Genomic DNA, 25,398 nt, shown 5'->3' with positions numbered 1-25,398 from the left:
TTTTCTTCCCTTGCTCGCCAACGCCCCTCCTCACCTCCGGCTGGCCTTGCTCGTGCTCCTGCATTAACCATCGAACCGCCGTGCAGTGCGCCTGGTACGCGCTTATTAGTTCCTCTGCTGCTGGCGACGCCGGGGGCTATACATTGATCCCTAGATATCAGCAGCAGAAATGGGGGAGCTTCTGTGCAATTAGTGGCGTACCTGAAGGGTGAACGCGTCGATGCCACACAAATGGTGCACGAACCGTGGCGGGCCTTGGCGAATCACCCTGACTACCCAAGCCTGACGCTGATTGAGTGCGGCCTACGTGCCAGCCGGGTAACACGACGAGGCAGACAGTTTTTCAAGCACTACCCAGACATTGAGTGCCCCATCCAGCACAAGTCTGAGTCAGCTCAACACCTGGCGATGAAGCAGGCGCTGAAAGACAGAATCAACGCGATGCCAGAGTGGCGTGCTGAGGTGGAGCACCCGCACCCAGACCGGATTTGGATTGCCGACGTCTTGGCTACTCATGCCAGCGGCAAACGACTCGCGTTCGAGGTACAGCTGTCACCGCAGAGCGAAGATGAGTACATTCGCCGGTCCCAGCGTTACGCAGACGATCGCATCGGGGCGGTGTGGGTCGTCCCTGACGACCTCCATTGGTTCCGGGTTCGGCTGCCGATGGTCGTTACGGGCTTCGGCAAGTCCAGCGACTTGCCCGAGGCACCGGGGGCGCTGATGGACCTCGCCTCCTACCAGCCGTTGTTCGGCAAAAGAGACCGTGTTGGGGCTGCAGTGGACGCGGTCTTGCAGCCGACCTTTTATTGGCCGCACGGAACGCCAAAGCATCAGCTAGATGAGATCGCCAAACTGGAGCGAATGAAGGCCGCAGCGGCGGCGGCGAAACTGAAGCGGGAAGAGGAGGCTGCAGAGTTGCGGCGCCTGGCGGAGGAGAAAGCGGCGCTAAAGGCAGCGGAGAAACTGGCGCGGGAAGAGGAAACGGCAGAATTGCGGCGCCTGGCGGAGGAGAAAGCAGCGCTAAAGGCAGCGGAAGTAGAAGCCAGGTTCGTCGCGTCCGCCACAGCGCCGGCCGCCACAGATGCGCGCCCGATTATCGCTCCCAAGTGCGTCTGGGCCAGTGAAGTCCTGTGCATGGAGGGAGGCCATCCCATGATCATCTGGCGGTCGACGAAACCAACGACCCCACGGACGCCCGCGGACACCATGTGGCGCCCTCCGAGCGAGAACTTCGACAATGGCCGTGCTCACGTCGATGCATGGTTCGCTGCGGCCGGGAGCAGCTTAGCTAAGGCGAAGGTCTATCAGGTGAGGGGCCAGCCTATGCGACGGACATTCGTGTGCCCCGAATGCAAGCAGGTCGTTCAGGGCCGGTGGGTGTCCGCGCTACCTCCAGAGAAGTGGACGCTTATCGCAGAAGCAAGCGCTGCCTCCGTTGGGGCCCGCGATGTGCTGAACCGGGAGCCGCCCACTCAACGACGTGACTCTTCAGAGAAGCCACGACCGGGACGGCTGCCCGTGCAGGTCGAAGAGAGCGACTGGAGATTCATCGGCCCACGCCGCAAGCCGTACTGGATGACCGAATCGGGGAACGAGGAACTGCCTTATCGCTTGGCCGCCAAGAAGGCCCATGCCGAACGAATGGAGCAGCTCCGAGCAAACCCCCGGTACCGCGTCAGCCCTAACGGATTCCGCTTTGAGTGCACAGACTGCGGAGGAGAGTTCGAGGACGACAACGAGGGCATCCATGCTGACAGAGGTTGCATCACCCCTGGCAACCGCCGCTTCGGCTGGCGGTAACGATGAAAGCCGCCTGTCTGTGTCTATCGATGAAGGACAGCGATCTGCGATAGGCGTCCCCACTGACGGACCGCTGCGGTTAGGTACTTTGGACTCTAAGGCTGGACGCCCCAGGGCGGTAATGCGACCCATTCCGGTTCAACACGGGATTGCTTGACTCAGGCCACCTTCCGGACGTGACGAACACGAAAATGCGCATGGTCTCTTGATAGAGCCATGGCTGGAGCTGGCCGAGCAGCGCCATACGACCTTCGAAATGGACCAATGGCCATGCATCAACGTCCCACAGTGCAGGCTCCGCGCCGCGATCTACAGGGCCGTCATATCCGACTTGCATCCAAGGTTCTTCCCAGGCATCCGAGTGCTCTTCGCCCCCTGGCCATGCCCGTAGCCTCTCCGGAGACAAACCCGTTGGAAGCGCAAATACGTCGACCTTGGTTCGGTGTTTGTCCAAGATATCTAGGCGGTCGATAAGAGCCAGCGCGTGGGTTTTCAGTTTGGCCGAATGCCAGGGCTGCACCTGCTTGAGCCGCTCGAGAATCGTTTCCGGTATCGAGCCAAGATGTTTGATCTTGTCCCTCCATTGGTCCGGTTGTTCGGCAACGGGAAATAGATCTGCGTTGGTTTCTCGAGTGCTTGGCCGGTCACATGGCAAAGTTCGAAGGCGAGCCTGTCAAGCGAGGCACGCAAGCTGTGCACTCCGTCGCCAAAACTGTTGCTCCACCGCGGAAGCGGAAGTCGAGGCTCCCGCGGCATGAAGAATTCCAGCTCTTTAGGGTCCGACGCATTGCGCCTTGTGCGAGCAGAACATTTTGCCTGTTCCACTCGTCGACTTCGCGCTCGAGTGACTGAAAAAGATCAGCTGCGTGCCGCAACCTTTCTAAGGCTGCACTGTCGTATTCAACACGGGAAAGCGCATCCGTTTGCCCATTCTGTGGGGGTCTTAATCCTTCATTGGATGTCCGTTGGGCTGCCATGTTTCCTCCTATGGGCGGCATGGGTTTTAGACCGAAGGCTTCGCCAAATGGGCAACCCTTTACGTGGCGAAATCACCCGCGCCAACGATGTCGCGCGTCTTCCGCATCATCTTGCCAAGCGGCGTGTCGAGATCCATCATCCGTGCGTCGTGGTCGGCGTAACCCAACAGCGGAGCGATGACCGAATCCGCTACACCTTCTTGCCATGATTTCGCTTTGACGCCGGCGTGGCCCGCGAACACGTCCGGTACCGTGACCTCGGGCCACTCGGTGACGTTTATCGGCGATCGCTCGAGTCGCCGAACATTCACGGCGCCTTGGTCATCGTCAACCTGCAGCGCGCAGGCACTCCAGTTGCCGAAGTCGCTGTGCCATCCCCCGTCGAGGTCCTCCCAGAACCCTACGAGCAGCGAAGGTTGATGAGCTGGACCTTCGACGCCAGCCGACTCCAACGCGGTTATCACACTGTTAAATCGTTGCCGCTCTCTTTGTATTTCTCGCTCGAGCAACTCGGCATCTGGCGGGAAGAGTACCGAGCGGAGTCCTGAGTTATACGTCTTTCCAGCCTCGTCTATATCTTCCAAAACTGCGGTCAGTGGATGCGGAATCGGCGGTTGCTTACCAAAGCGCGTCACCGTCCTTACGATGCGCTCCTTGCCGGTGAGATAGCCCTCCGCACGCAATTGAAGTTCGAGAAGTGGGTCGCGTAGGTCAGGGGCGAGCTCAGAGACATCTTGTGTGGGCTTTACACTGTCCGTTCTTACTTCGAACGAGCTCCAAGTGCCAGGATCCTTACGGATGTCGACGATAAAGCGCTGCCGCCCTAGGTTGAGCACTTCCAACTCTTCGGTTGTGCTGACTGTTCCGAGTGCTGCCGCGTAGCGCGCCCGCAAGTCGAGGAACTCCATGATTTCGTGGCGCGTGGGTGCGTTGGCGTTCGCCCGCTTGAGTCCCAACGACTTCACCGCTAGCCGATACCGAGCGTAGCGCAGGCGAGGCTGCGGTAGGGGAATCACCCGATCGGGTCGCACTCGGGAGGTGAGCCCGTCGATGGCTAGCACCGCCCGCTCCGCCTCATCCCTGGCCTCACGCGTGGAAAATTTGGCGGTAAAGCTTATCGGTTGGTCATCGATCGCGACCGTTGCCCCTAGCGCTAGCGGTTCGTCGACGCCGCCGATAATGCTCGGGTCACGCAGTAGCTTCGCTTGGTTCTTATGGTCGACAAGGCTAGATTTACCCAAACTGATCACGGCTGCGTCGAAATGGCCCATCACGGGACCAATGAAGGCATCAAAAACCGCGCTTGCTAGACGAGGCTTGGGAGTAGTGTAAAAGCGCAGTTGAATCTCGCCGAGCAGGGCCGCGTAGTCGGTTTTTTGTCGCACATTGCTGCGCACGAGTCGGGCATCATCTGCCTCGTGCGTCTCGATAAGACCCTTCGCTTCGAGCTGAGTCATGGTATTCAGCGTGTCTATCGCTCTACTTGAACGCGCCTCAGCATGACGTATGACTTCACCGATCTCGGCGAAAGGAGCGCGAATTGAATTCGGCTCCATCACCTCGATCAGCCCCCAGAGCAGGGCAATGCTCTCATCGGATAGCGCGAGGATTTCATGAGTAAGGCTTTTCTCAGCCGACGGCTCAACTGCTCTTGCAAGAACGGCCGTTGCAGATGGAACCCACAGCTCGAGGCTGCTCTGTCTGTCCAACCAGGACGCGACGGCGGCGAATGCCGCACCAGCAACGTGCTTCCGCGGTTTGTCAGTTAGCACTCGCTCCCAGATAAAGGCACGCCGCCTATCGTGGAACCAGGCCGCGCCATCGGAGCGGCGGACGAAGATGCCCGACTCAAGCAAGGTGTCGGTCAGGATCCCCCATTGCAGAACATCGAAACCGAGGTAATCGAGAATGAAATCGTCGCTGGGCGGCTCGGCGAAGGGCGCAAGTCTTGCCGCTGTTGCCCGGATTCCCTCAGGGATGCTGTTCCAGGACGCGCGCATGAGCGCCTCAAACCCGTTCGGGGCGGCGATCTCGCCGAGAGATGCTCCCCCTTCTGCCAGCCGGATGGCATCGGCGATGAAGAACGGGTACCCGCTAGAGAGTCGGATGATCGTATCCCAGAGAGCCTGGGAAACGTGTGCGGAGATGAGCCACTCTTCGATGGCGGAGTGCACGAGTGGGAGAAGTGTATGCGGCTGTACGCCGCGCAGGGACACTTGCTGCACTATGGCGTCGCCCGCCGCATGATGCGGGGTAACGCAAGCGACAATTCGCACCGGTCCGGCAGTCGTGTCGGCAAGTTCAGCCAATAGTCCATGATCGGATGGCGCAAGGCGTTCAGCATTATCGAGCCGCAGCACCACCGGTCGACCCACAGCCTCGCTGAATCCCGACGCGATGTCCCATAGTTCCTTCGCGCGGTCAGGAACCCGGATCGATGCCAGTCGATCGTCAAAGCCCAACGCCCCACCTGTCGCTACGTCACCGAGCACTTTCTTGCCGATATCGACGACTTCCTTGCCGAGCTTCGATTCGGCATAAGTGAGAGTGCGAGCAAGGACTGCGCGGCCAATTTCACTTCCGGTGATCGTGCTGGCTCGGTCCATGATGGATTTAGCCACGGCCCACGCGGTGCGAACGTCGGGGGCGGCCGCGAGGTACTGGGCCATGCAATCACTGATTGCGTCGGCGAGAGCCGTCTGCAACGAACCCTCAACCGATTTCAAAACGATTGGACGTGATACGAACGGTTCTCCGGGCCAGGCTGTCAGGCTCGACAGGAAATTCGACTTCCCGATGCCTGAATCGCCTACGACGAGTATGAAACCATCCGGCCGGGCCGTTACGGCCTCACGGTCGTCCTCGCGGCCATGTAAAGCGTGATCATTCATGGATCACATTGTTCCTGAATGCCTCGAAAGTCTCCGTCAGGTTCATGCATCCGCGGCCCCACGTGGCGGCCACCTTCCTCAGTGAGCGTTCTCCCGATGTTCTCCTGGGCGTTACTACGACCGCCGAAGTTGTGTTTTTGGCGTGAGCCAGCGGGCCATTTCGGGACACACGTGGTCGGAAGCCATGAGGTCGTGCTGGCCTGGAACGGCTTCAATAGTGAAATAGCGGGTGTTGACAATGTCAACGCTTCTCGCTTCTTACTGGGGAGGAGATCGGCCGGACTGCCCCGGATTCTGGATGTTTTCGCGGCTTCCCAGTGTTTGCAGGGGCTGGAAGACGGTTCGAGTCCCACCTCGGGCACGACATATCGCCTCGTCAGAGGCGATTTTGCTTTGACGTGTGTACAAAGCTTGATTCTCGTCGCTCTGACGGGTTGGTTCGCGGGCTGTGGCCTGGCCGCCGCGGAGCCTGTGCAGGTGTGTGGGGTGGCGGGTTCAAGGCCCTGGCTGGTGGGCCTTCCGCCCGCTGTGGCTGCGGTTATGCGGTACCTCGTCCTGGTTGTCTCGGGTTGGTCGTGGGTGGCCAACACCTGTTCATGGTCCAGGGCTGCTGGCACAACATGACGTGACCGACTTTGGTATGAAATTCTTCATCAGGGGCTTCTCAGAGACCTCGTGGAGTCTCGGTGTGGCTCGGTTTCTCCTACCAAAGGGGGTGTGGACAGTGTCCACACTTATGTCTGCTTTATACGGGGGGCTGGGTTCGTAGGTGGTGCACCCGAGCTCTCCTGAGCTGCATGTGGCAACGAATCTCCTTGCTACTGCAGACCTTGAGCCCCCGGCCGCAGCAGCTCGCGGTCGAGGAGCACACTCCAACTGACCGGAGCCGGGGACGTCGTGGTGACGGTTCACAATGGATGTATGAGGATAGAACTGCTGCACATCGACCAGTGCCCCAATACCGCTAGAGCTCTGGAACGTCTTGAGTCGGCCTTGGCTGTGCTGGGACGCAGCGACATTGCCGTGCGGCTGCGACAGCTGAGCACGGCCTCGGACATCTCGGACATCTCGGACACGGGATTCGCGGGTTCCCTGACCATCACTGTCGATGGCTCGGACATTTTCCCGACCGGCGCACCAGTTGACGATTTGGCCTGCAGGTTATACGCCACTCCTGATGGGTTTGCGGGCTTGCCGACCCTCAACCAAATAGTCCAGGCCCTTGTAAACCGTGGATTCTGACGCGAAGCCATGTGGCCGTAGGCGCCGGGCGCCTCGGAAATGGCGGCGGTCGCTAAGCACGGATCACTGCCCGACTGCGGCACTTTGAGGACATTTTGAGGGCGAGAAAGGTTTTAGGGAAGCAGTGCTAACGGCTACTCGGACACGGGCTGCGGTCCTTGGATCTTCCAGCCTTCGGTACGCGTGTAAATGGCGAGGGCCTGCCCTTCACCGAAGGTTGGACGTGGGTGAGGGGTGTGTCGCAGGGCGGCACGGGTGCAATCCAAACCCTGCAGGGCTGCCCGGGCCTTTGTGAGCGCGTCACAAAGATTTGTGCCTTCAACCGCGAAGCGGCCGGCTCCCTGGTCGGTTGCGTATTCAAGGAAGTACCGCATGGGCGGAAGTTTGCCAGAGTGGGCAAGGTCCGGGCAGGGCCGATGGGCCCGTCTGTGGAATGTTTCTCCGCGTTCCCCGCGGGGCGGTTTTGGAGCAGGCAGTTGCTGGGCGCCGGCAGGGGTAGGGCTTTGCGGGCAGGCGGCTGTAGGGGCCGGGCCGCCCAAGGTTCGATCGGCCCTCGGAACCTCACTCGGTCGATAGTTCCTTTAGGGCGAGGGTTAGAAGTTCAACTTCCAGGCCCCTGAGGAGGGGAATGCCGTGGATGAATGCATCCAGTTCCATGACGTCGGCCGTCCCTCCCAGTGCCCAGTATTTAAGCCAGATCTGCGGGATGGTTGGGCCGCCTGATTCGATGAGGGCGCGGGCTGCCAGGCGAGGATCAAAATCACTCATCTTGGCCTCCTGGTGCGGCGGGGCGTGCTGGTCCGCGGTTCGCCAGCCAGAACAGTTAATGTGCTCATTTTCTCATGGTGTTATTTCCTCCGTCAGCAAGCTAAATGTCACCTCGCTGCTCAGGAAACGGCCAGAAGTTTGGAGACACTGAATCGGCTGAGAACGAGTCGGCCTCTTTTCAGTGGAACCCCCTGTAAGACATCCATGCGCGAGAATCGCTAGCCCGTTTCAGGGGACCAGGGCATTGGTTCTGGCGACGCGCTTCGCATGCGCACCGCTCCTGGAGCATCCGTTTCTGGTTACCGGTGATCGAAGATCAGTTTGTGAAGGATATGCCTGTTCATTTCCAGCGCGTCGATGTCGGGATGGTTGACCGCCGCCCATGTGGTCAACGCATCGCTATAGTTGCTGAGCGGTCCACCCGGGGCGGGCACGCGGCTCGCTTCCGCCTGCAACCTATTTATGGCTGATCGCGCCTGCGCGGGAAGGGGACTGCCCCCGGTTTTGTTGACTCCTTGACCTAGCGAGCTTGTGCTCGTGGAAGGATGTTGACCATGCCCACGCCGTATGGGGCGGAGTTCCGCCAGGATGTTATCGATGTGGCCCGGAAGGGTGAGGCGCCGCTGGCGCAGATTGCGAAGGATTTTGGGCTTTCGGTCACGACGCTGAAGCGCTGGATCGCTATCGCTGAGCGTAAGGACTCCGGGGCCGGCCCAGCGGCGGCGGAGTCGGCTGAGATGCGGGAGCTGAAGAAGCGCAACCGCCTGCTGGAGCAGGAGAACGAGATTCTGCGCCGGGCTGCTGCCTATCTGGCCAGGGACATCAACCCAAAATGACCTACCCGCTGGTCACGGATCTTGCCGCCGACGGTGTCCCCGTCGCGGTGACCTGCCGGGTGTTGGGATTCAGCAAGCAAGGCTATTACCGCTGGAAGGCCAACCCGGTCACGGAACGGGACTGGATCGATGCGCACCTGGTCAACGCAGCCCTTGACATCCATGCCGACGACCCAGCGTTCGGGTACCGGTTTATCGCCGACGAACTCCCGGAGAAGGGCATCACAGCGGGCGAGAACAGGGTCCAGCGCCTGTGCAGGGACCACGGCATCTGGTCGGTGTTCTCTAAGAAGCGGGGCGTGAACCGCAGACCCGGGCCGCCCGTGCATGACGACCTGGTCGAGCGGGATTTCACAGCCGCAGCTCCGAACGAGCTGTGGCTGACAGATATCACCGAGCACCCCACTGCCGAGGGCAAGCTCTACCTCTGCGCGGTGAAGGACGTCTATTCCGGCAGGATCGTCGGCTACTCGATGGACTCGCGGATGAAGTCCTCGCTTGCCGTCGCCGCTGTGGAGAACGCGGTGCGGTCACGCAACCCTGCTGGGACCGTGGTGCATTCGGATCGCGGGTCCCAGTTCCGGTCACGCCGCTTTGTCGAATCACTCCGGCGCCACGGCCTCACCGGCTCGATGGGCAGGGTTGGTGCGTGCGCGGACAACGCCGCGATGGAATCGTTCTTCTCGCTGCTGCAGAAGAACGTCCTGGACCGTCAACGGTGGCTCACCAGGCAGGAACTGCGCCTGGCCGTCACGACCTGGATCGAACGGACCTACCACCGCCGGCGACGGCAAAGACGGCTGGGCAAACTCACGCCAATCGAATATGAAACAATCAACCGGACCGCGCTCACAGCGGCCTAAGACCCCGAGTCAACAAAAGCCGGGGCAGTCCCAAGCACCGGTTCCACGCCCTGCATTGCAGGAGGGGAAATATACCGACCCCAGGCTTCGCTGTAGCCTCTCAGCACTGCATTCAGTTCTTGGTCGTCCATGGCTCAATTATGAGGACGTGAGGGTGGAAGATGGCCCCCACGCCATCTACTAGAGGATGTCGTCAACTGAGGTGAGCGGGTTGTACGAGCCTGCGGGAGGCGATATCCTCCCAGCTGCGGAGGGTGGATACTCGGTCTTATGCATTAATGGTTGAGCCGCCTGTCGGCCACTTTGTCCAGTCCAGGGCAACGGACCGCCGCCGTCAGCCAACGGCGGGCAAGGATCGTGACGTCGTGCTGGAATGTTGGTGAGTGAAGTGAAGCATTCCGTCTGGGCCTTACTGGCCGCAGTCGTGTGGTTGTGCGCTTGCACCAGTCCAGACAGTCCGGTCACGGGGCATTCCGGGGTTGTTACCGGCTTCGTCCTGACCGGCCCGGTCTGTCCCGTCGAACGTGTTGGTCAGGAGTGTCCACCGCGCCCCGTGTCAGGGGCCGCGGTTGTGGCCATGGACGGGGATGCCGCCCGGGGCTCAACACAAACCGATAGCACCGGGGCCTTCCACCTGACGCTGCCTGACGGTCGCTACGTGCTCAGAGCGACCAACATCGGCGGTTACGCATCGACGGCTACCGAGCTGGTGGTCATCTCAGACACGCCCGTTCACGTCACGCTGGTTGTCGACACCGGGATTCGCTAAGCCTGATCCACGCAGGGCTGGTAGATTTTGCCGTCACTCAATGCCATGAGTGATCACGGGCATCCTCGTTTCTGTGGCGGCTAGGTGAGCGTAGGCCCGCGGAGCCTGTTAACAGAGCCCACGAGTGCGCTGTCTAGTCTGTGAGCCTACTGCTCGGTGAAGGGGCGGATCAGTCTTCGGGCTTGAGGGTGGCGGCCGCGTCGAGGGCGTCGTCGACAACGATGAGGTAATTGTCGCGTCCGGCGGCGAGCGGAATGGAGTGTTCGCCGTATTTGTCGTAGGCGAGGTCTACGGCGTCGGCGGCGCTGGTGATGTTGAGTCGGCGCAGGAGCCGGGCGATGTCGAGGGTGTCTTTGTCGCGTTCGGCGGCTATTTTCATGGCAAGGAGCGTTTCGGTGTCTGCGGCCTGGATGGTGAGTCCGTCGAGCTGTTCGAGGGCGACCCAGGTGGCGTTGTCTGGGACGAAGGCTGCGGCGTTGGTGTTGAGCCAGTCGGGGGAGAGGTCGTAGTCTGCTGCCATGTCGGCGACGACGGCGTGGATAGTGGTTGGGTCGGCGTAGCTGGCGTCGATGTCTGCGGTGGGGCGGTTGCCGATGCCTTGGAGGATGAGGGCGGCCCCGCCGACGAGTTTGACGTCGCCGTGGGCGCCGGCGGTCTGCAGGCGCCTGCCGAGTTCGTGGAGGAGTGCCCTGATTTGTGTGGCGGTGAGTTCTCCGCCGGTCATGCGGTGGCCAGGCTGCGTTCGCGGATGAAGACGTTCAGGTCGGCGAGTTCTTGGGGTGTTTCGGACATGGTGAGTTTCTTCATGGGTTCTCGGATTGTGCGGTAGGACTGGGCTGGCATCCATGCCTCGTCGAGGGGCTTGATTCGTCGCGTCCATGGTGGTGCGGCTTGGCCGAGTCGGTGTGCGGTGTAGTTGGTGATTCCGGCGAGGGCCGCTGACCAGTGCGGGTCTTTGAGGCGGGGGCTGCGCTGGAGGAGCGGCATGCCGGCAGTGAGGGATGCGCTGGCATAATCGGCGAGCATTTTGATCGCGAACTCAAAGTCCCGTTCGGCGATAAGGCGCGTGAAGGTTGTCGCGTAGTCGCGCCGTGCCGGGTCGAAGTCTCTGCCGCGGGGGATGGGATCTGTGGCGGCCAAGGACAGGCCGAGGGCGGCCATGACGGCCAGGGTTTTGCCGAGTTCGGCGCGGTCGTGGCCGGCTTCCAGATCGATGAGGAACTTCCGTGACACCCCGGCCATGTCGGCAAGGGTTCGCTGGGACAGCCCGCGGGCTGTGCGGTGGGCGCGGATGAAGGCGCCGGCTGCCGCCGGGGTCTCGATGGTGCTTTCCAGTGTCATGGTATCCCCTCCTACCGTCGATTATGTCACCGAATGGTGACACTTGCATTTCCTGCTGCAGGGTTCGGCGGTTAGCTGACATTCCTTCGGTTTGTACCGCGGTGCCTCTCTGATGGTGCAGGCCCGCTGGAGCCTCGGACTCTTGTCAGCACAACGAAGAACAGCATCTCCAGATGACGCGCGGTGGGTGGCAGGAAGGCTTGAAGCGGAAAATTTGGGGGTGTGGACAATGTCCACACTTTGCTCCTCGGACTGGGTGGTATGGGGGTCGGACCGGGCCGGATTCCGCATGTTTCCGCGGGTTCCCAGTGTTCGCAAGGGCTGGAATGCAGTTCGAGTCCCACCTCGGGCACGCATCACCCCTCGTCAGAGGGGTTTTTGCTTTAACGTGTTGACATGGCTTGTGGTGGCGTCCCTCTGACGCTAGATGCGCGGGCTGTGGCCTGGCTGCCGCGGAGCCCATTCAGGTGTGTGGGGTGGCGGGTTCAAGACCCTGGCTGGTGGGTCTTCCGCCTGCTGAGGTGGGGTTTCTGCGGTTCCTCGTTCCGGTTCTGTCGGGTTGGTCGGGAGTGGCCAACATCAGTTCATGGTGCGGGGGAGCGGGGACCACATGACCCAGCCGATTCTGGGTGCAAAGCTTTCTTGGAAGGCTGCTCGCTGGCGTCACGCGAGCTCGGGGTGCTCTATTTGTCCTACCAAAGGGGGTGTGGACAGTGTCCACACTTACGTCTGCTTTAAGGAACATATACGTGCCCGGCTCACACACCTGGCGCGCTCGGACACGTGATGTCAGGTTGGGGTGTAGCCTATCCCGACGTGGGGTCAATATTTTTGGACTTCGCCGCTCCTCAGCCCACCACGCGACGAGACGGACCTGCTATAAGTTCTTGGTACCGTCGTCTCAGCCTGACACGTGTGGCACGGGACACTTATCATTGGCTTTCTCGTGGAAGTTGCGGGGAGCTGTGTTGCCTTTTGACCCATGTGGGGGAGCTCCAGGCGTATTGGTCGTTGTGTTGCCGGACCCTTGCGTAGTACCAGTCGCGATGGCTTCCGGACCCCTTATCCACAAGCTCAAGATTTACTTGCCGACTGTTTCGGGGCGACGCGCGGTGCATAAGGATTCCGCCCGAAAGGAAGCCTCCGGTGTACGCAGCCCGTGAGCCGCGGAGAAGCTCGGCGATGGAATGCTTCATCTCGACGCCGTTGAACCTGCCGACTAGCACTGTGCGCTCATCGCCTGTCACGTGCAAGGCAAGCTGTTGCGTGGCGTCCGTCGTGACCGTGGGATTGCCCCTGGTTTCGGTGGTAAAGACAACACGATGCTCATCGATTTGTCGCCAGGCGGAGAAGCTGAACTTGCCCTTGACGGCGTCGCTTGGCGCGACGATGTCGGTGCCATGAAGCCGTGGTTCAACTGCAGTGATGACCCCCCCGAGGACTTCAAGTTCGATGTCCCACGCTGCTTTCACTCCGACTTCTCCCCAGCCGACGCTCACGGAGAGCACGCCGTCAAAGAGATTCTCCGGAGCGGCCGTGGGCGATGCTCGCGCGATGATGTCCCCGTTGCGTACAAGCTCCACGTAATCGACGGAGTCACCGCCTGCCACTTCTATGGCGATCTCCCTGTCGCCGTTGCTCAGGATCTCGGACCCCATGGGATGACCGTTGACGCTTGTCGCCAGCATGATCCGGTCTCCGGTAACGGCGTAGGTGCGCCTGGCGCGTATGGCGTTCCAGATGCCGTCCCGCGTAAGCTCCTCCGCCCAGACCATGGCCCTGCCATAACCGTGGCTTCCAGGGTGGGCACTGTGGTGATCGGTTGATCCAATGAAGCCAAAGACTTTCCCCAGCTCCAAGCCGTGCTGGGCCGTACTCTGTGTGTCCCGCGGACCCATGGTGTGCAGATACTTTCGCGGCGCCTGGTCGTGCTCTCCGCACCCGTGCATCGATACGATTTCCACCACCGGGGCAAACTCTTCGCTGTACGTTCCCCAGTTAATGCCGCGACGCCCCGGCAAATAGCCGATGTGGTGCGGCACTGCAAGAGCATTCAGTCCACGGGCTTTGAGTTTCCGGAGCTCACACCGGAGTTCCTCCAGGCTGTTGGCAGTGGCCGGGCGCAGAGGCCCCCGTCCGGACTTGTAGTAGATGCAGTGGTCACCGTATGTCATGCTGTGCCACTCGAACGAGAGCAAAGATACAAAGACGCCATCCTGATGTACACCTTCGGTGACGTCCTGGACGTGAGCCCATTGATCCTTAAGGCGCGCGAACCCCCTGCGGTGATATTCATTCACATCCGCTGGCGTGTCCGGCATGTCATGCCAGTTCGCGTGGCCCGTCACGCTGCCAAAGTCGAGCTGAAGGCGGGCATTCCGATAGGCGTCTTCCAAGCTCCCGTGACCATAACTGATATCACAGTGATTGTGGATGTCGCCGGCAAAAGCAAGGGTTCCGGCATAGGCATCCAGCGAGGATCCCATTCTCGGTAAGGCCATTATCCGCTCCTGGTCCTTGGAGTTGCGAAACGAGGTAAACACGCTTGGCATCACGGTTTAACGGTTAAGCGAGCGTCAATGCGTGAGGCACCCAGAACGGTTCCGCAAGCAGCCGCCTCGGACACTTCGAATTCCGCCACAAGGTCGTTTGTCTTCTTACGTCCTCGTAGCGGCCGCCTCGGTTTCGGTGACGGGTGCTGGACGGGATTCCGTCGTGCTGGCCGGGGGTAGGTCGTCAACATGCCGGTTGCGCGCAGGTGCGCTTTCGATGGGCGTGTGTGCAACTGGGTCCCCGGTCTTTTTTAGCCACTTGTCGAGGAGGTCGGAGTGCCGGGAGCGTACGTGCTGGTACTCGGCGTTGCGAATGACATTGACGAGTTCCGAGGGGTCGGCCCGGCGGTCGTATAGCTCTTCAGGCTCACGCGGCTCCAGATGGGCGTCTCCCATTCCTTGGCGTGTGTCGCTTGTCTCGAGGTCTATGGCCAACTGAAGCTTGGGTCCTGGTTCATAGTTGCGGATGTACACGTACTCCGCGGAGCGTGCTGCCCGTTTCGGGTCGTAGGTGTCGTGGAAACTCTTAGAGGTGAAGATGACGCGTCCCTCTTTACCGGGCTGTTGGGTGAGCAAGGGCATGAGCGATTCGCCTTCGAGCTCTTCTCCGTCCGGGGCGGCGCCTGCCAGCTCGAGGAGCGTGGGGAGGAGGTCCATGTGGCTGGTTAGTTCCTTGACTCGGTGGGGTGCCACGTTCCAGCTTGAGGGGGGCCGGACGATGAAGCTCACTCCCGTACCGGCGTCGTACAGCGTGCTCTTCGCCCGGGGGAAGGCGACGCCATGGTCGGTAGTGAAGACGACCATTGTGTTCTCTCTGTCAAAGGCTGAGTCAATCGCGGCGAGCAGCCTGCCGAACCCGGCATCGAATTGGGCTATCGCACCGTTGAAGGCTGCGATGTCACGGCGGGTGTGTTCGTTGTCGGGCAGGAATGCGGGGACGTCCACCTCGGACGGATCAGCTGGGTCGTAGTCCTCGGGGCCCCACGGCCGGTGCACCTCCCAGGTTCCGACGGTGAGGAAGACGGGCTTGCGTTCATTGCGGCCGGGCAGTTGGCCCAGCCACCGCTCGGTGGCTTCGACCACCTGATTGGTGCGTGGGAGGAAGCCGAGACCGGGGCATTCGTCAAAGCCCAGGACGGTCGGATCGACGTTTTCGTGCTGGAGTCCGATCAGGACTGAGTGGTATCCCAGCGGGCGGAGGCGCTCGGGTGCAGTCAGTACGCCCTCGCGATACCTCCATGCATTGTGGACGAGTCCCTGGACCCCGTTGCGGTAGGGCGAGAGCCCGGTAAAGAGGGATGCGCGGGCAGGGGAGCACAGCGGTGACGATGAATGGGCGTTTTCGAACACGATCGAGTCGGCCGCGAATTCGGTTATGTTCGGTGCCGGCACGTGTGGCATGCCATAGGTGGGGAGCCAACGACCGAGGTCGTGGCAGTGGATCAAGACCACGTCTGGATGAGTGGGGAGGGGCATGGGTTCCTTCCGGCACCAACGCCTGCCGCTGATGACGGCGACGCGGAGCGACAGCTTGCTGTGGGATCGGGGGTACGGCTCCCGTATCGAGGGTGGGCGCGTTTTGATACGGGAGCCGGACGGTCTACTTGGGCCGGCGGGGCGGCGCAGGCTGAGAGCTGGTGTTGATGCCGCCGCCCGCCGTGGCCGTCAACGCGTGGGGAGACCGGCTTTGGAGATGATGCCCTGCAGTGCGGTCTGGATCTGGTCCATGCCGTCTTTAGGCGGGGTGTTTCCTGCGGCGATGTTTTGAAGCGCAGGTTCGGTGGCATTGAGCATCTCCGTCGAGAATCCGTAGCGAAGTGACGTCGGCGTTTGTGGAAGATTCTCGGCTGTCTCCTTCATAGCCTGCAGAGCCTCTTGTTGCGCGCCGGAGATGTCGGAGGGCTCGTAGGAATCACCACGGACGGGAATTCCGCCCTCTTTGGCGAACAGCGTCTGGGCCTTTTGTGAGGTCATCCAGGTGATGAAGTCCAGTGCTGCTTCGGCCCTTTCCTTCGGGAGGCCTGCCGGTATGGCGAGAGACCACAGGCCTGTGGCGGATGATGCTTCACCGGATGGCGTCTGGGGCAGCGGCGCATAGCCGATCTTGCCCGCGACCGAGGAGTTGGCCGGGTTTTCGAGCTGGGCTGCAGCGGCGGCCACGAGATAGCTCTGGGCAGCGTTCCCATTCTGAATTTCCGCGATCACCTGCGCCTGACCCATTGTGGTGGTGGCGGAGGGCCCCAGCTGGGCCAGTTCCCTGAGCCATGTCCCGGCCTGAACGCCGGCGCTCGTGTTGGCGGTTGGTGTCCAGTCCGTGCCCTGTTCCTTGAACCAGGCCCCGCCAGCACTGTTGAGCAGTGGCTGGAATTCGAAGGTGGCGCTGTAGGTACCGGGGACCCCTTGGGTACGGAAGACGCCGCCGTACTTGGCTGCCTGGGCCTCCGCGATTTTCTTGCCGTTGGAGATGACTTCCTCCCATGTCTTGGGGACGTTCAGGCCGAGTTTCTCATAGATGTCTTTGCGGTACACGAAGATGTCGACGTTGCCCAGCAAAGGGAGGTTGGTAATTTTCCCACTGGCGTCGAAGACTTTCTTGGACGCATCCCACTTCGCGACGTTGCTGTAGCTGTAGATCTGCTCGTCCGGTTTGTAGCCGGGGTCGACCTCGTTGAACGGCTGGACCCAGCCGTTGACGTTGAACTGGGCAAGGTCCTGCTCGTTGATTTGGAAGACGTCGAAGGTGTGCTTCTGGCTTTGGATGTCGTTGACCTGTTGGGTCTTCACATCCGGGTTGGGAAAATTGCGCAACTCCACTTTGTTGCCGGTTTCCTTCTGGTATTCCTGCACGACCTTGGCGTAGGCCGGATTCCAGGGCGCTTGGCTCGTGGGCACAACGAGTGTGACGTTTTTGGCCGCTCCTCCCGGGGGAACCGGGGCTCCCGAGTCACAGGCTGCCAGGCCTACGGTTGCGGTTGCGATGGCAAGACAGGCCCCCGCAGCTCGTGCGAAGTGGGTGAAGCGGGGCTGTGCGGATGTTTGCATAGGTATCTCCTTCGATATCAGCGGTCGGTTGAGGTGGGGTCAGCCCTTGACTGCCCCGGCGGTGAGCCCGGAGACGATCTGCCGGTTGGCAAAGATCGCGAGCAGGATCATCGGGATTGCGGCGACGGCCCCGGCGGCGGCGAGCTCGCCCCAGGTGACCGCGTACTGCTGGAGGAACCCGGCGATGCCGACGGTGACCGGGGCTGTGAGGCCGCCGGAGGTGAGAGTCAGGCCCATGAGGAACTCGTTCCAGGCCATGATCCCGACGAACACACCGGTCGCGGCGAGACCGGGCCGGACCAGCGGCAGCATCACCATCCAAAAAACGCGGAATTCGTGGGCTCCGTCCATGAGCGCCGATTCACGCAGCTCGTCGGGGAGCGCCGAAAAATACGAGCTCATAAGCAGGACGGCAAACGGCAGGTTGAACAAAGTGTTGACGAGGATAAGGCCCGGCACCGTCCCGAGGAGGCCGATGTTGTTCAGCAGCACGTAAAGGCCTGGCACGAGGGTCGCCGGGGGGATGAGCGGGATGATCCCGGACAGCACCAGCGCCGGCAGCGTGAGCCAGCGCGGCGGGGACAGCTTTGCCAGCGCATACCCGCTGAAGGCTCCAATCGCCAGGCATAGGACGACGGTCCCGATGACCAGTCCGACGCTGTTGAGCAGCTGGACTCCGAACGTGCCGTCGGCAAAAATTGCCCGGAAGTTTCCGAGCCAGAACGGGAAGTCCCAGCTCCGGCTGATGATGGCCCGGTTGGGAAGGAATGCCAGCAGGATTGCCCAGACGATCGGGACGATGACAATCAACATAATGACGACCAGCGTGATTTCGACTGCTGGGTTGCTGCGGCGCATTGGCTTGTTCACGTTCATGCCGCCCGCCTTGCCCGTCGTGCCAGCACCGCAACCAGAAGCAGGGCTACCGTCAGGATGATGACGACAACGCTGAACGCGGCGGCATTGCCGTACTGCAGATCATGGAAGAACCAGAGCTGGATCCGTTGCGACACCAGCGTTGTGGCGCCGTTCGGGCCACCAGCGGTCAACAGGTACATCTCGTCGAAGACCTTCACGCCCATGACCACGCGTACCAGCGCGACGGTTCCGATGGCGGGCAGCAGCAGGGGAAGCACGATCCGGCGAAGGATGGCCCCTTCAGAGGCGCCGTCGACCCGGGCGGCTTCGAGCAGTTCTTCGCCGATGCCCTTGAGCGCGGTGTAGATGAAGAGGAAGACCACTGGGGACCAGTGCCAGATGTCCACCACAATGACACTAGTCATGGCCCCGAACCCTGTGTCCAGCCAGTTCTGCTCCGGGAGGCCGAACGTTGCGAGGACTTTGTTCCATCCGCCGGCCGTGGGGCTAAGGATGAGCAGCCAGATCAGACTCACCACCACAGGGGCGATTACTGCCGGCCAGATCATGACATTGCGGGCGATCGGCAGCAGCGTCACCGCCCGGTCCACCAACAGGGCGGCGGCCAGTCCTGCGATCAGACTTCCCGCGACACTTCCAATGATGAAGACGAGTGTGTTCCCCAGCGCCTGCCAAGCGGCGGCGTCGGCCAAGACGGTCTGGAGGTTGGCTAAACCGGTCCAAGTGAAATGGAATCCGCTGCCGGTGATGGCCACTTCGCTCAGCGCCATCTGGAGTACCCGAGCGAAGGGATAGGCCCCGATTAGGAGACAGAACAAAACAAATGGAGCCAAGGCGATCGCGGCCCATCCGGCTTTGCCGCGGCGGCGGGACCTGCTGTTCTTAACCGGCGACGAGGGGGCCAACGCGGTTCCGACGGCCGCCGTCATTTGTCCGCCCGGCCGCTGGGGATAGGAGCTTCCATTGCTCACCTTTCGAAATTCTGGGTGCTGTATCGATCTACCACTGCTAGCCGCCCTCATTTATGGGAATTGCAGCTTTGAAGGCACCCCATCAGGCGGCGATGCAGGGCCTTGCTGGAGGAGTCGAACAGTAGCCGAAGGATGGATCGATCTACCATCGCTAAGAGGCTAACTGTGACCCAGGCCTCACGTCAAGGGTTTCGGTTTCTGTGCAGCCGCAGGAACCCCTTACCTGAAGATGTGGCTCGATGGGAGCGAGTGGGGACTGAATGTTGCCGTCCAGGGCGTCCAGAAGCCACTGCGCTGCGCGTCGGCCCATCTCCTCAGGGCCGACGGCTACGGACGTAACGGCAGGGTTGAATAGGGCCGACTCCGGGAGCCCGTCAAACCCGATTACGCCTGCCGGTTCCTGCTCTGCTCGCTGCGTCCGGAGTGCGTGCAGGAGTGCGTAGGCGATCACGTCGCTGTGGCATAGGACCGCGTCGAAAGAGATATTGGTGGACAGCAGGCGATTGGCGAGCTCTATCCCGCCTTGCGTGCTTGTCTTGCCGCGTAAGACTGCAACGAGCTCTGCGCCAGGGAACGCCGAAAGTGCTTGCTCAAGCCCTTCGACCCGCTCTTGCCCCGGCACGGCCCCTTCGGGCCCGCCGAGGTAGACGAACTTCCGCGCACCGTGCACTCTCGCCAAGTGGTCTGCAGCCAGAAATCCGGCCTTCACTTCTTCTAACCGCAGGCTCGGGGAGCCATCTTGTGACCGTCGGGTAATAGCCAAGGTGGGGACTGACACGGACGGAGCTGCACTCCCCAGTGCCGGGGAATAGGCCAGGCCGTCCACGGGGTATTCCCGCATCGTCCGCAGCACCCGCTCTTGGCGGCTGGCTTCGTCGTAGGTACTGGTAACCATCGTCATGAACCCGGCAGCGGCGGCGACTTCTTCAAAACCCAGGGCCATGGAGGAGAAAAAGGGGTTCGATATATCCGTCAGGACCAACCCGAGGAGACCGCTCCGATTCGTCCGCAGGGTAGCGGCACCCCGATGGTAGACGTATCCCAAGGTCTCCATTGACTGCCGGACACGCTTACGCGTCCCGTCGCTCAGCCGCCCGGTCTCGCGGACGACCATCGAGGCAGCGGCACGGGAGACACCTGCATGTTCAGCCACATCTTGGAGCGTCACGCGTTTCACTTAAGCAGACTAATCCTGCACCAGCCATTGCGTCTAACAGGAACTGTGTGGCGCGTCCAAGCGGTGCCCCGCGCCGGTCTTGGCCGGAACGTTTCTTGCCGGAGCAGGCGAATATTAGAGTGCCACGGTCCGGAAGCCTGTATTTCCACTGGAGGACTCGGGGGTGTTAGAGGTGCGGGCCGCCACCCGGTACCTGTTGCAGTAGGACTCGTGGCAGAGGTATGACCCGCCCCGCATGACCCGGCCGGCACCTATCGTCGGCCCTTGCGGGTTTATGCTGGGGGATTTTCGGTAATACCGTGGCAGGTACCAGTCCGAGCACCACTCCCAGACGTTCCCTGCTACTTCGTACAGGCCGAAGCCATTAGGAGGGAAGCTTCTAACCGGAGCCGTCCCCAGGAAACCGTCTTCCACGGAGTTGAACTCCGGGAATTCGCCCTGCCAGATGTTGCAGAGGTGCTCTCCTTGGCGTCCATGAAGTTCATCTCCCCAGGCATAGCGCTTGTTTGCGAGGCCGCCCCGCGCTGCGTACTCCCACTCTGCTTCCGTGGGAAGTCTTCGGCCTGCCCATGCGCAGTAGGCTTGGGCGTCGTTGTGCGAAACCTGCACCGCAGGGTGGTCCGGGATGGTTGACCAATCCGAGTCTATTCCTCTGGGGTGGCGCCAATCAGCGCCGCGGATGTTGAGCCACCAACGGGCTCCATCGGCCTCGCCGAGCACATCGCTCGCTGGTGCTTCGAGCAGAAGGTGAAAAACTGCGGAGGTGCCGTAGCGTTCGGCTTCCGTGCGATAGCCCGTGGCAGCCACAAATGCGTTGAACATCCTGTTTGTGACGGCAGTGGTATCGATGCGGAAGGAATTGACCGTGACCGGGTGCACTGGCGTTTCTCCGTTGATCGGATAGCCCTCCCCGAATGCGTCCCCCATCTCAAAGGTCGCCGCGGGCAGGAGCACGTCATCGTGAATTGGGGCGAGCACGTCACCTCTAGTGACCGTTGTACGGTGTTCTGTACGGTTCGCTGTCAGATCCCGTCCGGCAGGCGCACAGCAGGAGGAGGGAAGTTGCGTAAAATCCTCGATCAACTGAACTCCTTGAAGGCAGGCATACGGTGGCTTCGTACCGGACAAACATTTCCGGGTTCATCAGGACGGTGAAGTCTGATTTGCCCTCGAGCAAGCTTATGCCCGTTGAGCCTTATTACTTCCAGGAAAGCATCTTTCCCGTTTGGCATAAAGCGACTGCTGCGGGAAGCCGGCAACCACTAAGGCTGCCTCAGCCGCGACAATGACGGGGCCGCTGGTGACTGCTCCTTTCCGCCCCGCATGCCGCCGCTCGGACAGTCGCGCTCCTCGATTTGGCCGAGGTTCTCGAAGCGTTCGTGCATTTCGTCGAGGGCATACCGCAGTGCCGTCAGCGGTGCTGCAGGGCGGGATCTTTCATGGGGTACAAGTGCCGTGTGGATTCGACCGGATGTCGTAAAGTTCCGTTCGATGCCTGCTCAATACTCCTCGTATTTACAATCGCGAGAGTCTGTTGCAGGGCCGAGGCAAATCTGTCACGACAAAGAAGAACCGCATCCCTTCTTTGCGGGATGCGATCGCTGGCTTGAACGCTTTGACGGGGCGAAGTCGGGGTGTGGACATTGTCCACAGTCGTGGCCTCGGATTGGACGGTAGAGGCCTCGGATTGCTTCAGAATCCGCATGTTTCCGCGGGTTCCCAGTGCTTGCAAGGGCCGGAATGCAGTTCGAGTCCCACCTCGGGCACAGTGTTTTCGCAGGTCAGAGACTTTTTCCCTCTTCGCTGTTGACAAAGCTTGACATATTAAAAATCCGGGTGTGCGGCCGCAAGGCGTCTCGTATGCCAAAGAGTCCTCGTTCGTAACCCTTGGGTATGCTGCAGCTTCCTGAGCTGGACCCTGCTCGCACGTAAGGTGGGCCCACAGCATATCCATCACTGGCAGGCCACATTAGGCGTCAGTAGTAGGGACTCGGGCGCACGACGCCCTAAGGTGGAGAAGAAGACCGCAGGGCGGATCCGTACTCAAGACGAGCCCATCCACCTCGCGGTCTACTTGGCGTTACCACTATGGCCCGTCAACAACATCCACGGTCGAAGTACCTAGATGGCATGGATCGAACCGTCCTGTGTCCGAAGTGTGCCCGGTGCCGGCGGGGCTGCGAATTCAGGCCCGGACTCAAGGTATCCGGGTGTAATGTCGAAACCAAGTCCGGGTGCCTCGGGCACGTCCAACCATCCACCGGTGCGAGGAAGCGGCGCAGTGAGCATTGCTGCTCGATGCGGCTCCTCGTCCAGCGGAGTCCACTCAAATGTGCCTGTATTGGGAACCGCTGCATAGAGTTGGAGTGCAGCAGCCGTCAGATAGGGGCTCAAGAAATTGTGAGCCATGATTCGGCGATGCCGCGCTTCCGCCAGTGCAGCGATTTTAATGCTGGCGCTCAGGCCACCTACGTTGCCTATGTCAGGTCGAAGGAAGTCACCTACGCCCGCATTAAGAAGGTCCTCGAACTCGTAAAGGGTATCGTGGCGCTCGCCCACAGCCAGAGGAGTTCTGACGGCCTGGGCCAGTCGCGCGTATTCGCTAATGCTGTCGGGCGGCATCGGGTCTTCGAGATAGTGGATGTTCGAGCGCTCCAAGCGCTGGGCGAACTGGATGGCTTCGCCTGTGGTTAACTTGCGATGGCATTCGACGCCCAAATCGACATCTCTTCCAACAATCGAGCGCAGTTCTTCCACGATTTCGACCGCTTTGTTTATCCGGCGGGCGGATGTCTGTATGTGGAACCCATCGTCTCCTTCGACGAACGGGTCGATCTTTACTGCGGTGAAACCCTCTGCCACCCCGAGCTTCGCCTCTGTAAGAAGGTCATCAGGCGTCGATGCACGAGGCCAGGACTTCTGTCCCATGAGCAAGTGGAGTCTTACTTTGTGCCGGTGGCGTCCACCGACGAGGTCATATGCGGGAACTTCGAACCGGCGTCCCTTCAGATCCCAGAGCGCCAGGTCAACTGCGCCGATTGTCGACGTCAGTGCTCCGCCACGCACTGATACCGCACGGAATAGTTCGAGTCCTAGCCGCCCGATCTCATCAGGGTTTTGTCCGAGGAGCACTGAGCGAAGGGGCTCGAGGATTGCGTCTGTGATCTGAGGAAATCCGAAGTACCCGCTCTGACCGATGCCCTCTGCGCCATCCTCTGTCCGGATTCTAACGAACGCATATTGGTCGACCAGATGCACGGTGACCTCAGAGATCCGGGTTTTAGCAGGCATAGGATCCACAACTTTTCATATCAGGGCAAAGTACTTTGAGGTCAGCAAATTTTCCCATTCGGGTCTCCTTGATCGTTCTTTCGGGCCTTTATGCCCGCACTCCGGCTGCGGTGAAGCCGCCGTCAACCGCGAGTATCTGGCCTGTAATAAATGAGGACCGTTTGCCGTCGACCAGGAATGCGGCGGCGCTTGCTACTTCCTCCGGCGTGCCATATCGGCCCAGAAGAACGGAGCCTTCCCAGGCTTCACGCGTTTCAGCGCTGTGGCTGTTTCTTGTTAGTGCGGTCTCGATTGGGCCTGGAGCGATTGCGTTGACGCGTATCCCTTCACCTGCCAGTTCCACTGCCATGACCTTTGTCAGGGTAATCATTGCCCCCTTTGATGCCCCATATGCTGCCCGTCCAAAATTCCCGTGGATCCCGGACACTGAGGCGAGGTGCACGATGGAACCACCACCGTTTTTCGCAAGTATGGGCGCAACCGCCTGCGTGATTGCCAGAGCCCCAATTACGTTGACCTCATAGATACGCCGCATAAGCTCCGCGGTCGTCTCCTGCAATGGGACGACGGTACCGATACCGGCACTATTGACCAGCGCCGTGACCGGCGGAACTCCTGAAGCAGACAGGGATGCCAGATCGGCGACGTCGGCGGGGTCAGTGATGTCGACGGCGGCGGTGGTTAAGTCCGTCCCTGGGAGTGCTGAAGTTAGCTCGTTCAAAGCGTGCTCGTCACGGTCCGCAGCGATGACATGCCAGCCTTCACGGAGCAAGTGCTCAACGGTCGCGAGCCCGATGCCCGAGCCTCCTCCGGTAACGATCGCACTTTTTTCTGCCATGAAACTTGTTCCCTTCTTGTTGCCTCGAATACGCACTTCTACAAGGAAAAGCTCATTCTGCCTTCGCGGGCCATTGTGCCCTGTGGGCTCCGCCAAACAGTGATCCCGCGCCCGGTCCTCTCCTGCGAGACCAGGCTTCAGCAGGGCGCCGTGATCCAGAACCAGGTGATTCTTGGGCCCTGACTAGTACAGGGGAAGGACGTCACCGGCGACGACGCCCCGCTGCAGGTCCAGCAGGCGTTCCGCATCGAGTTCGCGAAGCACACCTCTGGTTGCTTCGTCACTGGCTTTGACAACGATTGCCGCCGAGTTGATGCCCTCGCTGAGGCTGCGTGCGCTCGGTTGTTCCAGGGGCCATGCGAGGAGCCCCTGGTCGTCGAGTGAGAGGCCAAGCGCAGTCCGATGCCAGACCGCGGCGTCGATTATCCCCCTCGTCAGCGCAGATGGAACCTGGGCGTAGCTGACGTCGACGTACTCATGGTCGGGGAACTCGGCCCTAGTGAGGGCCGAGTGGTCTACCGAAAGGCGGTCAATTCCTATCTTCAGGTCCGTGCCGAGTTCGTGCCGGGCTGCACGGGCCATCACCAGGACCGAGTCGGATGCGTAGTAGCTGCCTGGGGGTAGGGCAGCATGGGTTGTTATCCCGGTGTTTTCGGATGTCCAGCGTTCAGCTGCTCCCAGCGACATTATGGCGATGTGGGCGAGTCCGCTTTGAAGAGCTGCGACACGTTGCTCCGAGCCGTGCCCGTAGAGAAACGTTGAAGGTACGCCGAGGCGTTCCAGTTCGGATCGCAGCCCGGTGGCAAGACCTTGGAACTCCCAGCTGTTCGGCAGCGGCAAAAGAACGGAAAGGGTGGGTAGCCCGGCGGTGTGCCATAGCTCGCCACTGCGGCGGCTGAGAAGGAAGGTTCCTTGCCGCGGCTTGGGGTCGAGGGTTACCCACCCGTTCTGTTGCATGTCCTGCAGCGCCTTCTGAACTGTTCCGGCTCCCACTCCAATACTGGAGCGGAGCTGGTCAATGTTAGGCAGGCGTGCGCCGATTTCAGTGGTCAGGATCGTGAGTGCGACCCCTGCCGAGGCCCGCTGCTGCGGCGTCTCAGCCGGCCGGGGCGCGGACGCCGTAGCAGAGGTCTCGGACGCGACACTGGTGTACATGGG

18 protein-coding genes are annotated in these 25,398 nt (G+C 61.0%); 4 read left to right on the top strand and 14 right to left on the bottom strand.

Annotated elements, in window-relative coordinates:
• The first annotated feature begins 192 nt into the window (after positions 1–192).
• Positions 193–1,803 (top strand): competence protein CoiA, encoded by a 1,611-nt coding sequence (locus GK109_RS00495; protein ID WP_157238295.1) that lies wholly within the window; start codon positions 193–195, stop codon positions 1,801–1,803.
• Between the two features lie 1,036 nt (positions 1,804–2,839).
• Here the strand turns inward: GK109_RS00495 and GK109_RS00490 are convergent.
• Positions 2,840–5,671: a hypothetical protein gene (locus tag GK109_RS00490; RefSeq protein WP_157238294.1), complete on the bottom strand. Its 2,832-nt coding sequence runs from the start codon at positions 5,669–5,671 to the stop codon at positions 2,840–2,842.
• 921 nt (positions 5,672–6,592) lie between these two features.
• Between GK109_RS00490 and GK109_RS00485 the strand changes: the two genes are divergently transcribed.
• Positions 6,593–6,913 (top strand): thioredoxin family protein, encoded by a 321-nt coding sequence (locus GK109_RS00485; protein ID WP_157238293.1) that lies wholly within the window; start codon positions 6,593–6,595, stop codon positions 6,911–6,913.
• Between the two features lie 561 nt (positions 6,914–7,474).
• Here the strand turns inward: GK109_RS00485 and GK109_RS00480 are convergent.
• A complete protein-coding gene (locus tag GK109_RS00480) occupies positions 7,475–7,681 on the bottom strand; it encodes a hypothetical protein (RefSeq protein WP_157238292.1) in 207 nt (68 codons plus the stop codon).
• A 554-nt stretch (positions 7,682–8,235) separates the two neighbouring features.
• Between GK109_RS00480 and GK109_RS00475 the strand changes: the two genes are divergently transcribed.
• Both GK109_RS00475 and GK109_RS22180 read left to right on the top strand, forming a co-directional pair.
• Positions 8,236–9,380, top strand: a protein-coding gene (locus GK109_RS00475; RefSeq protein ID WP_157238291.1) for an IS3 family transposase whose coding sequence is annotated in 2 segments (ribosomal slippage) — positions 8,236–8,512 and positions 8,512–9,380 — 1,146 coding nt in all. Because the reading frame shifts where the segments join, the coding sequence is not laid out codon by codon here.
• Between the two features lie 379 nt (positions 9,381–9,759).
• Complete coding sequence (locus tag GK109_RS22180) at positions 9,760–10,149, top strand: carboxypeptidase-like regulatory domain-containing protein (RefSeq protein ID WP_197432368.1); 390 nt, start codon at positions 9,760–9,762, stop codon at positions 10,147–10,149.
• Between the two features lie 169 nt (positions 10,150–10,318).
• Here the strand turns inward: GK109_RS22180 and GK109_RS21985 are convergent, their stop codons facing one another.
• The 12 genes from GK109_RS21985 to GK109_RS00410 form a co-directional block, all read right to left on the bottom strand.
• A complete protein-coding gene (locus GK109_RS21985) occupies positions 10,319–10,873 on the bottom strand; it encodes a DUF6036 family nucleotidyltransferase (protein ID WP_231754772.1) in 555 nt (184 codons plus the stop codon).
• Positions 10,870–11,490 (bottom strand): helix-turn-helix domain-containing protein, encoded by a 621-nt coding sequence (locus GK109_RS00460; protein WP_157238289.1) that lies wholly within the window; start codon positions 11,488–11,490, stop codon positions 10,870–10,872. The genes GK109_RS21985 and GK109_RS00460 overlap by 4 nt, the downstream gene beginning before the upstream one ends.
• Positions 11,491–12,422: 932 nt before the next feature.
• A complete protein-coding gene (locus GK109_RS00455) occupies positions 12,423–14,042 on the bottom strand; it encodes a DUF3604 domain-containing protein (RefSeq protein WP_231754918.1) in 1,620 nt (539 codons plus the stop codon).
• A gap of 105 nt (positions 14,043–14,147) precedes the next feature.
• Positions 14,148–15,518 carry a sulfatase gene (locus tag GK109_RS00450; protein ID WP_157238287.1) on the bottom strand — a complete coding sequence of 457 codons (1,371 nt, stop codon included), beginning with the start codon at positions 15,516–15,518 and terminating at the stop codon, positions 14,148–14,150.
• A gap of 189 nt (positions 15,519–15,707) precedes the next feature.
• The gene (locus GK109_RS00445; RefSeq protein WP_157238286.1) at positions 15,708–17,084 is read right to left on the bottom strand and encodes an ABC transporter substrate-binding protein; all 1,377 of its coding nucleotides are present in this window, start codon (positions 17,082–17,084) and stop codon (positions 15,708–15,710) included.
• Positions 17,085–17,123: 39 nt separating this feature from the next.
• A complete protein-coding gene (locus tag GK109_RS00440; RefSeq protein ID WP_231754771.1) occupies positions 17,124–17,960 on the bottom strand; it encodes a carbohydrate ABC transporter permease in 837 nt (278 codons plus the stop codon).
• Positions 17,957–18,733: a carbohydrate ABC transporter permease gene (locus tag GK109_RS00435; protein WP_197432367.1), complete on the bottom strand. Its 777-nt coding sequence runs from the start codon at positions 18,731–18,733 to the stop codon at positions 17,957–17,959. Before GK109_RS00435 ends, GK109_RS00440 begins: the two co-directional genes overlap by 4 nt.
• 352 nt (positions 18,734–19,085) lie before the next feature.
• Entirely contained in the window at positions 19,086–20,111 is a 1,026-nt protein-coding gene (locus GK109_RS00430) for a LacI family DNA-binding transcriptional regulator (RefSeq protein ID WP_157238284.1), read from the bottom strand.
• Between the two features lie 114 nt (positions 20,112–20,225).
• Positions 20,226–21,089 (bottom strand): formylglycine-generating enzyme family protein, encoded by an 864-nt coding sequence (locus GK109_RS00425; RefSeq protein ID WP_370460292.1) that lies wholly within the window; start codon positions 21,087–21,089, stop codon positions 20,226–20,228.
• A 1,143-nt stretch (positions 21,090–22,232) separates the two neighbouring features.
• Entirely contained in the window at positions 22,233–23,402 is a 1,170-nt protein-coding gene (locus GK109_RS00420) for a mandelate racemase/muconate lactonizing enzyme family protein (RefSeq protein ID WP_157238282.1), read from the bottom strand.
• Between the two features lie 88 nt (positions 23,403–23,490).
• On the bottom strand, positions 23,491–24,240 hold the full coding sequence (locus tag GK109_RS00415) for an SDR family NAD(P)-dependent oxidoreductase (RefSeq protein ID WP_157238281.1): 750 nt from the start codon (positions 24,238–24,240) through the stop codon (positions 23,491–23,493).
• 183 nt (positions 24,241–24,423) lie between these two features.
• The gene (locus tag GK109_RS00410; RefSeq protein WP_157238280.1) at positions 24,424–25,395 is read right to left on the bottom strand and encodes a YhfZ family protein; all 972 of its coding nucleotides are present in this window, start codon (positions 25,393–25,395) and stop codon (positions 24,424–24,426) included.
• Positions 25,396–25,398: the final 3 nt, after the last annotated feature.

It is taken from the genome of Pseudarthrobacter sp. GA104, from assembly GCF_009741265.1.
Classification (GTDB): domain Bacteria; phylum Actinomycetota; class Actinomycetes; order Actinomycetales; family Micrococcaceae; genus Arthrobacter.
The sequence above is the reverse complement of the archived record's forward strand: the minus strand, read 5'-3'. Positions and strand labels throughout refer to the sequence as shown.